Annotated in this window: 12 protein-coding genes; 9 read left to right on the top strand and 3 right to left on the bottom strand. The window is 60.5% G+C overall.

The genetic code is table 11. From position 1 onward, the window contains the following. The first annotated feature begins 46 nt into the window (after positions 1–46). Positions 47–682, top strand: a complete 636-nt coding sequence (locus tag ACFFT4_RS13785) for a hypothetical protein (protein WP_378048508.1) — start codon at positions 47–49, stop codon at positions 680–682. 53 nt (positions 683–735) lie between these two features. On the opposite strand, the gene ACFFT4_RS13780 is transcribed toward ACFFT4_RS13785, so the two are convergent. After that, entirely contained in the window at positions 736–1,581 is an 846-nt protein-coding gene (locus ACFFT4_RS13780) for a 1,4-dihydroxy-6-naphtoate synthase (RefSeq protein ID WP_378048507.1), read from the bottom strand. Next, positions 1,578–2,234: a futalosine hydrolase gene (locus tag ACFFT4_RS13775; RefSeq protein WP_378048505.1), complete on the bottom strand. Its 657-nt coding sequence runs from the start codon at positions 2,232–2,234 to the stop codon at positions 1,578–1,580. Before ACFFT4_RS13775 ends, ACFFT4_RS13780 begins: the two co-directional genes overlap by 4 nt. A 145-nt stretch (positions 2,235–2,379) precedes the next feature. Between ACFFT4_RS13775 and ACFFT4_RS13770 the strand changes: the two genes are divergently transcribed. Next, positions 2,380–5,427 carry a hybrid sensor histidine kinase/response regulator gene (locus ACFFT4_RS13770; protein ID WP_378048503.1) on the top strand — a complete coding sequence of 1,016 codons (3,048 nt, stop codon included), beginning with the start codon at positions 2,380–2,382 and terminating at the stop codon, positions 5,425–5,427. Then, positions 5,424–6,515: a response regulator gene (locus tag ACFFT4_RS13765; protein ID WP_378048501.1), complete on the top strand. Its 1,092-nt coding sequence runs from the start codon at positions 5,424–5,426 to the stop codon at positions 6,513–6,515. Before ACFFT4_RS13770 ends, ACFFT4_RS13765 begins: the two co-directional genes overlap by 4 nt. A 162-nt stretch (positions 6,516–6,677) precedes the next feature. On the opposite strand, the gene ACFFT4_RS13760 is transcribed toward ACFFT4_RS13765, so the two are convergent. Beyond that, positions 6,678–7,556, bottom strand: coding sequence for a helix-turn-helix domain-containing protein (locus tag ACFFT4_RS13760; protein WP_378048499.1), 879 nt, complete (start codon positions 7,554–7,556; stop codon positions 6,678–6,680). 119 nt (positions 7,557–7,675) lie between these two features. Here ACFFT4_RS13760 and ACFFT4_RS13755 point away from each other — a divergent pair, with 119 nt between their 5' ends. From ACFFT4_RS13755 to ACFFT4_RS13730, 6 genes are all read left to right on the top strand, one after another. Next, positions 7,676–8,737 (top strand): Gfo/Idh/MocA family protein, encoded by a 1,062-nt coding sequence (locus tag ACFFT4_RS13755; RefSeq protein WP_378048498.1) that lies wholly within the window; start codon positions 7,676–7,678, stop codon positions 8,735–8,737. Next, on the top strand, positions 8,734–9,591 hold the full coding sequence (locus ACFFT4_RS13750; protein WP_378048497.1) for a sugar phosphate isomerase/epimerase family protein: 858 nt from the start codon (positions 8,734–8,736) through the stop codon (positions 9,589–9,591). Before ACFFT4_RS13755 ends, ACFFT4_RS13750 begins: the two co-directional genes overlap by 4 nt. 17 nt (positions 9,592–9,608) lie before the next feature. Continuing rightward, a complete protein-coding gene (locus tag ACFFT4_RS13745) occupies positions 9,609–10,493 on the top strand; it encodes a sugar phosphate isomerase/epimerase family protein (RefSeq protein WP_378048495.1) in 885 nt (294 codons plus the stop codon). 105 nt (positions 10,494–10,598) lie between these two features. Beyond that, positions 10,599–10,817 (top strand): cysteine-rich CWC family protein, encoded by a 219-nt coding sequence (locus ACFFT4_RS13740; RefSeq protein WP_378048493.1) that lies wholly within the window; start codon positions 10,599–10,601, stop codon positions 10,815–10,817. 121 nt (positions 10,818–10,938) lie between these two features. After that, a complete protein-coding gene (locus ACFFT4_RS13735) occupies positions 10,939–11,223 on the top strand; it encodes a late competence development ComFB family protein (RefSeq protein ID WP_378048491.1) in 285 nt (94 codons plus the stop codon). A 222-nt stretch (positions 11,224–11,445) separates the two neighbouring features. Beyond that, entirely contained in the window at positions 11,446–12,840 is a 1,395-nt protein-coding gene (locus tag ACFFT4_RS13730; RefSeq protein ID WP_378048489.1) for an MDR family MFS transporter, read from the top strand. Positions 12,841–12,999 lie beyond the last annotated feature (159 nt).

Below are 12,999 nucleotides of genomic sequence, written 5' to 3'. Positions count from 1 at the left end.
GAAATCAGATGGATAACGAAACAAAGCGATAAGGAGGAGGATTGCGATGATCTACTCGGTCGCCAACGAGAGCAGAGCCGTCATTCCGGTTTCCCCTTATATGTATTCTCCATTTCACCAGGCCGGATACCGTCAACCGTCCGGCATGGGGACAAGATCTTATCCGTCGCCTTACGAACAGTTCGTCAAGCAGGCCGCGTCGGGCATTGCCGATTTCCTGGAGGCGGCCGGCGAGCTTCGGCTGTCGGCCCAAGAGCTCGGGCGCGACACGGATTCGGTCGCCAAGGCGGGCAAGCTGGTCGACAGCTATAACGAAACGCTAACCCGTCTGAAGGAAGCGGGGGGCTACCTGAATCCGCTTATTCGCCAAAGCTTCGAGGAAGCGGCCTCCAAAGATTCGTACGCCGCGATCGGCATTCGCGCTAACGGCGACGGCACGCTGCGGCTGGACGAGAAGGCGTTCCGGGAGAGCCTGAGCGCGGCTCCCGAACGAACGGCGAGAACGGTCGGCGGATGGGCCGGAAGCCTGGAGAAGGAAGCGGCCCGATTTCAGGACGTTCCGGCCAGCGCGCTCATAAACAAGCATATGCTGGCTCTGCAGCAGTTCGCCGCTTATCAGGCGACGATGCAATCGTATTTGCAAATTCCGACGACGGGGCTGCTGATCAACAGCTTCATCTAAAATAAGGGCGCGCGGCTCCTCCGACGGTTATCCGGAGCCGCGCGCCCCGTTCGTTACGAACGAAGCGCCGCCACATCCATCTCCGGAACGAGACCTTCCGCGACGGCTCTCTCCAGCAGCGTGGTCACGGCGGCGAAGCCGTCGTCTCCCAGGCTGGAGGTGAACTCGTTGACGTACAGATCGATATGCGCTTTGGCTACCTGCGGGTCCATCTCCTGCGCGTGCTCCATTACATAGCTCCGGGAAGCTTCGGGATGTTGCCACGCATAAGCGACGGAGGCCTGAATCCACTCGCGGATTTGCTCCAGGTCGAGGGAGCGGCGGGCCAGAATCGCGCCGAGCGGGATCGGCAGGCCGGTATCGCTCTCCCACCAGTTCCCCAGATCGACGATCTGGGACAGGCCGTAGTTCCGATAAGTAAACCGCGCCTCGTGGATGACGAGCCCGGCGTCGATCCGGCCGTCCCGCACGGCGGGCATAATTTCGTGGAACGGCATGACGACGATCTCGCCCACGCCTCCCGGCACGCTGCGGGCCGCCCACAGCCGGAACAGCAAGTAAGCGGTCGAACGCTCGCTCGGCACCGCTACGCGTTTGCCGGACAGCGCCGCGGCGTCGGCGGGGGTCGATTCGTCCGCTCCGGCTCGCAGCACGAGCGGTCCGCATCCTCTGCCCAGCGCGCCGCCGCACGGCACCAGCTTGTATTCGGGAAGCGCCCACGGCAGGGCGGCATAGGAGATTTTCAGAATATCCAGCTCCGTCGAGCTGGCGGCGAGACCGTTCGTCACGTCGATGTCGGCGTACGTCACGTCGAACTTCGGCGTTCCCGGGACGAGGCCGTGCACGAGCGCGTGAAAGACGAACGTATCGTTGGGACAAGGCGAGTAAGCGATTTTCATGACGAGATTACCTCCGTTAGATAAGTGCTGGCCGCCTCCAGGGCGGCAAGGGCGTCGCCGATGCGCCAGGCGGCTCTGTCGCGCGGTCCGACGGCGTTCGAGATCGCGCGGATTTCGATGAACGGGATGCCGAAGCGGCTGGCCGCTTCCGCGACGCCGTAGCCTTCCATCGCTTCGGCGGCCGCGCCCGGCACCCTTGCGGCCAGAGCGTCCGCCGTCGCGGCGGAGCCGGTGACCGTCGACAGCGTCAGAACGGGTCCGAGACTGGCCGGAATTCCCGCGTCCCCAAGCGCTTCGAGAAGCCGCGAAGCGATTCGGGCATCGGCCTTCAGCCGATTCGTTCCGAAGCCGAGCTTGTCCACTCCGGCAAATCCCTCCGGCGTCTCGGCGCCGAGATCCGCCGCGACCGCCTCGCTGGCGACGACGATCGAGCCGACCGGGGCCGCCCCGGCGAAGCCGCCGGCAATGCCGGCGCTGACGACGAGGCCGTAATCCCCGGCCTTCCCGGCCAGGGCGAGCGCCGTGCTCGCGGCCGCGGCGGCCGGCCCGACGCCGGCGGCCTGCACCTCGCAGAGCGGATTTCCGCGCAGTCCCCTCAGCACCGCTTCCTTTTCCGCCTCGACGGCGGTCATGATCAATATTTTTCCGGACATTATTTTTCCTCCCCGCTGCCGCGGCCGTACACAGCCGCAACATCGTCTCCATTCAGTATAGTCCTCATCTTCAAGCGAGTAAAATTCGCCGCCGACGGCGCAAAAGAGGATCGAAACGGCTCGCGGATTGTTATATGATGGAGGCATGAACAAACAACTGTCGTTTTTGCTCGGTTCGATTCTCGTATTCGGAATCGTGACCTGCGTCAATATGTTTAACTGGCTGACCCCGATGAAGGATTATCCGGAAGCGAAAGGCGGAGTGCTGGACTCGTCCCGTTGGAACTACGACGAACGCGGGATTATTCCGCTGCGCGGGGAATGGGAGTTCTACGAAGGGCTGCTGCTGGAACCGGAGGATTTCCGCGGCCCGGACTCGTCCCGGCTGAAGGAAAAGCGAACGCTCGTCGACGTGCCGGGGGGCTGGAAGGGCGTGCTCGGCTCCGACGGAAAAAACGGCTACGGGGCGGGAACCTATCGTCTGCTCGTGCGGGTGGACGGAGCGGAATCGTTCAGCCTGAGAGCGAAGAAAATCCGGCTGTCCAGCCATATTTACATAAACGGCGCGGATCTGGGCGGCAACGGCCTCCCGGCACTGAGCGAGGAGCGATTCGTCCCCAGCAACTTTCCTTTCTTCGGAACGGCGCCCTCCTCCGCGGACGGAACGGTGGAAATCGTCATTCAGGTGGCGAGCTTCCGGTTTATCGAAGGAGGACTGGTGCAGGCGCCGGAGTTCGGACCGACCGGGGCGGTGATGGAGCGCCGCGACCATTCGCGGCTGGCCGACATGATCCTCGTGACGACGATGCTGGTGTTCGGGCTGTACTACGCGGGGATGTTTAAGCAATGGCGCCGGGAAAGGCATCTGATGCATTTCTGCTTTTTCTGCCTGTCGACGGGGTTGTTTTTCTTGATCGACAACGAGATTCTGGCGACCGCGCTCGTGCCGGACATTCCGTTCTCCTGGCTGCAAAAGCTGGTTTTCCTGTTCGCCTATCTGACCTTCGTTTTCTTCGGCCTTTATGTCTACCGCTACCTGGACGAGAAGAACAATTCCGCGTACTTGTGGCTGTGCCGCTTCGGCTTCGTCTATTTGGTGCTGTTCGTGCTGGCCCCGAATCACTATTTGTCCTTCTTCTGGCAGGTGGCGATCGTGCTGCAGATCGTAGCCTTCGGATTGATTTTTTACGCCATCTTCCGCAATCATCGCCGCAGCCCGCACGACAGCTATTATATGATGATGGGCTGTTTTTTCCTGATCGCCACCTGGATTTACGGACAGACCCGCTATCATTTCGCGCTGGACAATCCGTATTACATGATCGTCACTCCGATGCTGCTCGTGTTCTCCCAGGCCTTCCTGATGTCGGACCGGATGCGGACGGCGTTCCGGCGAAGCGAGCGGCTGACGGCCAAGCTGCTGCAGTACGACCGCCAGAAGGACGAATTTCTGGCCAAGACGTCGCACGAGCTGCGCACGCCGCTCCACGGAATCGTGAACCTGTCGCAAGCGCTGCTGGACGACCGGGAGACGCCTCTGCGCGGAGAGCAGCGCGACAACATCCACATGCTGCACCTGCTGGGCCGCCGGCTGTCGGGACTGGTGCACGATATTCTGGACTTGAACCGGATTCGCCACGGGCAGCTGACGATTCAGCCGACTTCCGTGGACGTGGGAATGTCCGTCCGCTTCGTCATCGAGACGCTGACGATCGCCTCGACGAACCGGGAAGTGAAGCTCGTCAATGCGCTGCCTCCGGTGCTTCCGCTGGTGAAGGCGGACGAAAACCGGCTCAGGCAGATTTTGCACAATTTAATGGAAAACGGGCTGAACAATACGAAAAAAGGACGGGTCGAGGTGACGGCGGAACGCCGCGGCGAGGAACTGGCCATATCGGTGACGGATACCGGCAGAGGCATTCCCCCCGAGGCGCTGGCCGGCTTGTTCCAGCCGTTCGTGCAGTACGAGGAAGAGGAAGGACGAGCCTCCTCCAATTCCGGCCTGGGGCTCGGCTTGAGCATCTCCAAGCAGCTGACCGAGCTTCAAGGAGGCCGGCTGGAGGTCGAATCCCAGGTTGGCGTCGGCTCGCGGTTCACGTTTACGCTGCCCGTCGATTCCGAGTCGGAAGAAGTCGCCGCCGCGATCGAACCGGAGACGACTCCGTTCTACGCGCTGGCCGGCACGACGCACCGCGAGCCGGGGCAGCGGTTCCACGTGCTGATCGTGGACGACGAGCCCTCCAACCTGAAAATTCTGATCCATGCGGCGGGCGCGATGGCATGCGGCTATACGGCGGTCGGCGGCGGCGCGGAAGCGCTCGCGGCGTTGTCCGGGCATCCGAAGCCGGATCTGGTGCTCCTGGATCTGATGATGCCGGGCGTCTCGGGACTCGACGTATGCCGGGAAATTCGCAAGCTGCACGGTCTGGCGGAGCTGCCGGTGCTGATGCTCACCGCCTCCGGGCAGACGGGGGATATGGTGGCGTCATTCGTCGCGGGAGCGAACGATATTTTGCAGAAGCCTTTCGAGCTGGCGGAGCTGAAGGCGAGGGTGCAATCGCTGCTGGCGATGAAAAGCTCGTCCGAGCAGGCCGTGCGCCGGGAGATGGACTTCCTGCAGGCGCAGATTACTCCGCATTTTCTGTACAACAGCATGAACGCGCTGGTCGGTCTCAGCTACAAGGACGTGGACAAGCTGCGGGAGACGATTCATCATCTGACAACCTACCTGCGGGCGAAGTTCACCTTTGTCTTCCAGGGGGAACGGGTTGAACTGGAGCGGGAGCTGGAGCTGGTCAAAGCCTATCTCGCCATCGAGCAGCTTCGTTTCGGCGACCGGCTGCTGGTCCGTTATCGGATCGAAGAGGGAATTCGCTGTCTGCTGCCGCCGCTTACGCTGCAGCCGATCGTGGAGAACGCCGTGCGGCACGGCATCGGACCCAAGCCCGAGGGAGGCACGTTGACCGTTACGGTCGGCCGCTTCGGCGCGGGCATAGAGATTGTCGTCGAAGACGACGGGATCGGCATGGACGGGGATACGCTCGACGCCCTGGATAAAGGGAAAAGCGGGGGAGTCGGCATTCGCAACGTGAATCGGCGGCTGCAGATGCTGTACGGAGGCAGGCTGGAATATCGCAGTCTGGTCGGACACGGCACGCAAGTCAAGCTTCGCATACCGGGAGGGAGCCTATGATAAGAGCGCTGTTAATCGACGACGAGGAGATCGCCCTCGACGTGCTGGAAATTTTGCTGAGAGAAATCGGGGATGTCGAGGTCGTCGGAAAGTATAGCAAAGTATCCTTGGCGGTGGAGGAAGCGGCCAAGCTGCGTCCCGATCTGATCTTCCTGGACATCGAGATGCCCGGAACGAGCGGACTGGTCGCGGGGGAGCTGCTGAGCGCGCGCTGTCCCGAAGCGGAGATCGTCTTCGTGACCGCTTACCATCAATACGCGCTGGAGGCGTTTGAGAAGAACGCGATCGGCTATTTGCTCAAGCCGGTCGCGAAGGATCGTCTCCGCAAGGCGCTGGGACGATACGAGGCGCTGCGGACGAGAGCGGCGAGAAGGGCGGATTCGGCGGCCGAAGGCGGAGCGGGTCCGGGCGAGAGCGCGCCGGCGGCCGCGCGGCAGGAGCTGAGCCTGAGAGTGATGGGGAGCCTGGAGCTGTACGGCGGAGAAGGGCGGCTCGTCACTTGGCGGACGCGGAAGACGAAAGAACTGTTCGCTTATTTGTGGAGCCATGGCGGAAAGCCGGTTTACCGCTACCATATTCTCGATCATCTCTGGCCCGACGTCGATTCCGAACGCGCCAAGTCGCTGTTCCATACGACGCTGTACAACGTTCGCAATCTGCTGCGGACGGAAGGCTTTCCGGACATGGTGGCGTTCGGGGACGAGCGCTACTGGATGAACGCGGACCACGTCACCAGCGATGCCGAACGGCTGAACGCCGTCATGCGCGGCGGAGACGGCGGGGACGCGAACGAACTGCTGGAGCTGTACAGGGGGGATTTTCTGGAGACCGAGCATTACGATTGGGCGGAAAGCCGGAGAATCGAATTGAAGACGGCGTATATCCGTCATCTGGACCGGCTGTCCGAGACGGCGGACGCGTCCGTGAAGGAACGGCTGCTGTGGAAGCTCCTCGAGCTCGACCCTTACCGGAGCGACGTGTACGAACGGCTGCGGCTGCTTCTGGGCGAATCCAGGGACGCCGTGTCCGTTCGCAAGCTGGAGGAGTGGAAGCGGCAGATGGAAGGCGAGCTGGCCGAAGAGAGCTGATCGCTAGGGCGTGTATGCCTACTCCGAGGACAGCAGATATGGCCGAATTTTCGTTCCCTGCAAGGAACTTTTGCGAAGGCGTACCGGGGGGTACGTCAAAGGGTCGAAGCAAGGGGCGAAAAGGCGGTGAAAGATGCACCTGAGCGGGTTTGCATACACGCCCTAGAGATCGCCGTTCCGCCATTCCGTCGGCGACACCTTCTTCAGCTTCTTGAACGTCCGGCTGAAATAATAAATATCGCTGAAGCCGGTCTCCAGGGCGATCTCCGATATATTCATGCTTTTGCTTCGCAGCATGTTCTCGGCTTTGTTGATCCGGATCATGTTGACGTATTCGATCAGGGACTTGTCCGTCGCCTCCTTGAACAGCCGGCTGAAGTGGTAGCGGCTTAGTCCGGCGATGTCCGCGAGCTGCTGAACGGTCAGCTTCTCCTTGTAGCGCTCGTCGATATAAGTGAAAACCGGCGCCAGCCGCTCCAGCTCCCGAAGCCGGTGGCGGTACTCGTCGAGCTCGGACGTCGTGGCGACGTATTGGCGTACGAGCAGGGAGAGCATCCGGTAGAGATGGGATTTGACGGACAGCTCGTAGCCAAGCTCCTCCTGCTGCAGTTCGTCGATGATGGCCCGCATGCAGCGGTTCATCTCCTCGTCGCTTGAGACGAGATTCTGGAACAAAATCCGGTTGCGGATAATCGGCGTAATGAATTTCGTTTCCACCGCGTCCATCGCATGGCTGTGAAGCAGGGAGATGTCAACGATCATCGCATAATAGGATAAATCGTCCGAGGTGCTGAAGCCGTAGTGCAGTTCGTTGCTGTTCACGACGCACAGATCGCCGCTCCGGCATACGACCGGGTTGGAACCGCATTCAATGGTCGCGCCGCCCGAGACGAAAAATAGAAATTCCATATGCTCGTGCCAATGAGGGACGAATAGCGTCTGCCCGCTGACGATTTTGCGGCCCGACGGCGGATGGACTTTAATGGGAAAGGACGGATTGGGCATCGGCATCGGTTCCTTGAAAGCGGCGTGTTTCTTCAATCGTATCCCTCCGACCGCACGATCGTGCAAATAATGAGCATGCTTCTGCATGGCATCGGCTTTTCATCCCATTATAATACGAATTGAGAACAAATGTGAGCTTAGGGAGTGCTGCACTGATGCAAAAAATTCGTATTGGCGTCATCGGTACGGGATCGATTTCGGAGATGCATTTGAATTCGTACGCGCGCAATCCGGGCGCGGAGATCGCGGCGATCTGCGACGTGAACGAAGCCAGGGCGCGCCAAGTGGCGGACAAGTACGGAGCGGGCAAGGTGTACGCCGACTACCGCGAGCTGCTCGCGGACGCGGACATCGACGCCGTGAGCATCTGCACCTGGAACAATACGCACGCGCCGATCAGCATCGCCGCCCTGCGGGCGGGCAAGCACGTGCTCGTGGAGAAGCCGCTCTGCCGCACGATGGAAGAGGCGTACGAGGTCGAGCAAGCGGTGCGCGAAACCGGCAAGCTGCTGCAGGTCGGCTATGTGCGCAGGTACGATCCGAACGTGAAGATGCTGCGGGAATTCGCGGAGCAGGGCGAGTTCGGGGAGCTGTATTACGCCAAAGCGTCGACGCTTCGCCGGCTCGGCAACCCGGGGGGCTGGTTCGCGGACGTCGAGCGCTCGGGCGGCGGTCCGTTGATCGACATCGGCGTCCACGTCATCGATTTGTGCTGGTATTTGATGGGCAAGCCCAAGGCGACGACGGTCAGCGCCAATACGTATCGGAAGCTGGGCAACCGCTCCAATGTCAAGCACCTCTCCTTCTATAAAGCGGCCGATTACGACGCATCCAAAAACACGGTCGAGGACCTGGCAAGCGCGATCATCCGTTTCGAGAACGGCGCCTCGATCATGGTCGACGTCAGCTATTCGCTGCACGCGAAAAAAGACGAAGGCATGGTTCGGCTGTACGGGGACAAAGGAAGCTTCGAGATCGATCCGGAGGTTGTCATCGTGACGGAGAAGCACGATACGATCTTGAACATCCAGCCCCAGACCGACAGCTTGGCCGGGTTTTCCGGAGACGCGGCGTTCCAGAACGAGGTCGACCACTTCGTCGATTGCATCGCGAACGGAACGGAGCAGATCAGCCCGGTCGGGGACGGCGTGGAGATCATGAAAATTTTGTGCGGCATTTACGAATCCGCGGCCAAAGGAGAGGAGGTCCGTCTATGAAGCTCGGGATCAGCTCTTACAGCTTATGGCAGGCCGTAGAGAAGGGCGAGCTGGATCTCGTCGGCGTCGTCGGCAAGGTGGCCGAGCTGGGCGGCGAGCACGTTGAGATTGTGCCGCTCGGCCTCGATCTGACCGCCGAGCCGGCTTTGGTGGAAGCGATTCGCGGCAAGGCGGCGGCGGTCGGCATCGACATCTCCAACTATGCGATCGGCGCGAACTTCGCGAGTCTGGACGACGAGGCGTTCGAGCGGGAGATTGACCGCGTCAAGCGCGAGGTGGACGTCGCCGCCGCGCTGGGCGTCAAGCTGATGCGCCACGACGTGGCGAACTCCGAGGACCGCTCCATCCGGCAATTTATGAAGGACCTTCCGAGGCTGGCCGAGGCCTGCTGCCGGATCGCCGATTATGCGGCGCAGTACGGCATTACGACAAGCATCGAAAATCACGGCTATTACGTGCAGGCGAGCGACAGGGTGCAGGCGATCGTTAACGAAGTCGCGCGGGACAACTTCCGCACGACGCTAGATATCGGCAACTTCGTCTGCGTCGACGAAAATCCGCTCTCCGGCGTGCGCAACAACGCCAAGCTGGCGTCGATCGTTCACGTCAAGGATTTCTATATTCGGCCGGCGACGGCCGACCCGGGCGACGGCTGGTTCAGATCGGCGAACGGAGCGTATCTGCGAGGCGCGATTGCCGGTCAAGGCGATCTCGACACCCGCGGGGCGCTGCGCATCGTGAAGGAATCGGGCTTCGACGGCTACCTGTCCATCGAGTTCGAAGGCATGGAGCCCTGCGTGCGGGCGACGAAAATCGCCCTGGACAACACCAGGCGGATATGGAACGAAATTTGAAGAAGGAGTGAGAGGGAATGTCCGGAATCGCAACCCCTTGGAAAATCGGCGTCATCGTCGACAGCTTCAGAGTCGGCGTGCGCGAAGGCTTGGTAAAGGCGAAACACGTAGGAGCGGACGGCGTGCAAATCTATGCCGTCTCCGGCGAGATGGACCCGGCGAATCTGTCGGCCGCGGCCCGCAAAGAGTGGAAATCGTATATCGCGTCGCTCGGTCTGGAAATCTCCGCGCTTGTCGGCGATCTGGGCGGTCACGGCTTTCAGGATAAGCTGGCGAACCCGGCCAAAATCGAGAAGTCCAAGCGCATTCTGGATCTGGCCGTCGAGCTGGGCACGAACGTCGTCACGACGCACATCGGCATCGTGCCGGACGACAAGAACGGCGAAGTCTACGAGGCGATGCATCTGGCTTGCGACGAGCTGAGCCGGTACGCGACGAGCATGAACGCGTATTTCGCGATCGAGACCGGTCCGGAAACGTCGGCGCACCTGAAGAGCTTCCTCGACGGCTTAAGCTCCAAAGGCGTTTCCGTCAATTTCGATCCGGCGAACATGGTCATGGTGACCGGCGACGATCCGGCGCAAGGCGTCTACAACCTGCGTGACTACATCGTGCACACGCACGCGAAGGACGGCATCCGGCTGCGCGAGGTCGACCCGCGCCTCGTCTACGGCGCGCTCGGCTTCGACCCGCTCGACCACGAGAAGATCGCGCAGGACGCCGAATCGGGCGACTCGTTCCGCGAGGTGCCGCTCGGCGAGGGCGGCGTCGATTGGGACGCGTATTTGCAGGCGCTTCGCGACATCGGCTACGGCGGCTACCTGACGATCGAGCGCGAGGTCGGCGCGAACCCGGAAGCGGACATTGCGGCGGCGGTGCAGTTCCTGAAAGCCAGAATCTGACGGTATGGCCGTTCCTCGCCGCTGCGGGGGACGGCTTTTTTTGATATTTCGGCAAATATAAAATCTGCTATCCTAATGGGAGACAGACGAAAGGGAGGCGCGGATATGGGGACGGATAACGGGAAGGCGATCGATCCGGGCAAGTGTCCGCTGTGCGGCCAAGGCAACGCATGCGCGAGCGCGGCGAACGAGCCGCCCGGCGCTTGCTGGTGCGCCGGGGAGAAGTTTCCTCCGGGCCTGTTCGACCTGCTCCCGCCGGGGACGCGGAATAAAGCCTGTATTTGCCAAGCCTGCTTAAAGGCTTATGCGGCCCGCCGGATCTAGGCTTTCTCTTGAGCGGTACATCTATAGATTTGCGGGCATTCTTCCGATATAACGAGAAACAGAGAGAGGCCGTTTCCGATCCGAACGTCATGACGGGAAGGATGCGAGTGGGAGAGTGCTTATGTTTTTTTCGCGCGAGCTGTCCATTTTTAACGCGATGGAACCGATCGTCAGCGGTTTATTCGACGAGCATTACGTGAAAACGGGAATTTTGAAATGCAGCTGCGAGCAGTGCCAGATGGACATCGTTTTGCTGGCGCTGAATCATTTGCCGCCGCATTATACGTCCGGTCAGGCCGGCGAAGCCTATATCAAAGCGATCTATCAGGAGCCGCAGCTTCAGTCGGACATTCTTCGCGAATTGACGAAGGCGGTACAGGTTATTGAGGAAAGCCCCCGTCATTAAGCGGAGGCCGGTCCTCAAGCAAAGCTGCCTAAGATGATCGATAGACAAAGATGGGGGATATCTCTCCTGGAGGAAGCGCTTAGGGGCGGCCTCTTCTTTTTTGTCGTCCGGGGAGCGGAAAATGTGGTAGACTCTTTAATGTCGGACTCCGGCCCGCGGGCGGCGCCCATGATCGCCGGAGCACCGAAACAAGCATGATAAGCGGGAAAGAAGGATAGCAAGATGTCGCAAAAACAAACCAACCGCACCGTCGTTACGATCGGGCTGCTGTCGGCGCTGTTTATCGGAGCGCTGGACTCTACGGTCGTGACGACGGCGACGACGAGCATTGTCAAAGACCTGCAGGGGCTGAGCCTGATCGGCTGGATTTTCTCGATCTATACGCTGACGACCTGCGTCACGACGCCGATTTTCGGCAAGCTGGCCGATTTGTTCGGCAGAAAATCGATTTTTGCCATCGGCTTGTCGCTGTTTCTGATCGGTTCCATTTTGTGCGGAGCGGCGCAGTCGATGACCCAGCTGATCTGGTTCCGGGCGATTCAAGGGATCGGAGCGGGCGCGCTCACTCCCGTCATTTTCACGATTATCGGAGATATGTATACGGGCGTCCAGCGGGGCAAGGTGCAGGGCGTGCTGTCGTCGATGTGGTCGATTGCCGGACTGGTCGGTCCGTTCGTGGGCGGCTATTTCGTCGATACGATTACGTGGCGTTGGATTTTCTATATGAACATTCCGATCAGCGTCCTCTCCTTTGTCCTCGTCCTCGGGTTCTTGCATGAGAAGTTCGAGAAGGTGACGAAGAGCAGAATCGATTACTGGGGCGCTTTGACGTTTACGATCAGCATCTCGTGTTTGCTGCTGGCTTTGCTGACCGGCGGGGAGTCATACGCCTGGGATTCGCTCGAGATCGTCGCCCTGTTCGCGATAGCGGTCGTATTTCTGGTCGTTTTCCTGTTTATCGAATCCGCGGCGAAGGAGCCGATGCTGCCTCTGTCGCTGTTCCGCGAGCGGCGGCTGACGATTCCGTACGCGCTCGGCTTTTTCGGATTTTGCATCGTCGCCGGCGTAACGATCTATATTCCGCTGTGGATTCAGAACGTAATGGGACTCAGCGCCACGACGTCGGGATTGATGCTGATGCCGATGTCGCTTGCCTGGCCGATCGCTTCGAACCTGTCGGGCCGCTACATGTTCCGCTTCGGCGCGGGAAGGTTCATGCTGCTCGGAACGATCTTCGTCGCGTGCGGAGCGTTGTGGCTGTACACGCTGCACGAGGGCTCCTCTTACTGGCATATCATCGGGCTGCTCGTTCTGGTCGGCTTCGGCATGGGCTGCATTAGCACTCCGGCAATCGTGACGATCCAGAATTCCGCCGCGAGCAGCATGCGCGGCGTGGCCACCTCCACGAACTCCTTCATGGGGACGCTCGGGCAGACGGTGGCGGTAGCCGTATTCGGCATGCTGTTCAACCGGGTCGTGACCGAGGATATTCCGTCCCAGATGGCGGCCGGCATGCACGCGATTTTCATCCTGCTGCTGGCGCTCGCGCTGGTCAAAATCTTTATCGTTAACCTGCTGCCGAGAGCGGCCAAGGCGGAGAAAGCCGAAGCGGCCTGACCGGGCCCCCGCCGTACGGCCGCGATTCCAAATCGGACAGAGAGCATGCTTCCCATCCGGACTTCCGGAACCGGGAGGCATGCTTTTTTGTCGTGAGGCCGCAAAACTTCATAAATCTTTATCATCTTTTATTTTTTTATCATTTCTGACCTGTATAAA

It is taken from the genome of Cohnella cellulosilytica (assembly GCF_042431195.1).
GTDB classification, from domain to species: Bacteria; Bacillota; Bacilli; order Paenibacillales; family Paenibacillaceae; genus Cohnella; species Cohnella cellulosilytica.
This window is presented reverse-complemented; position numbering and strand designations above follow the sequence as displayed.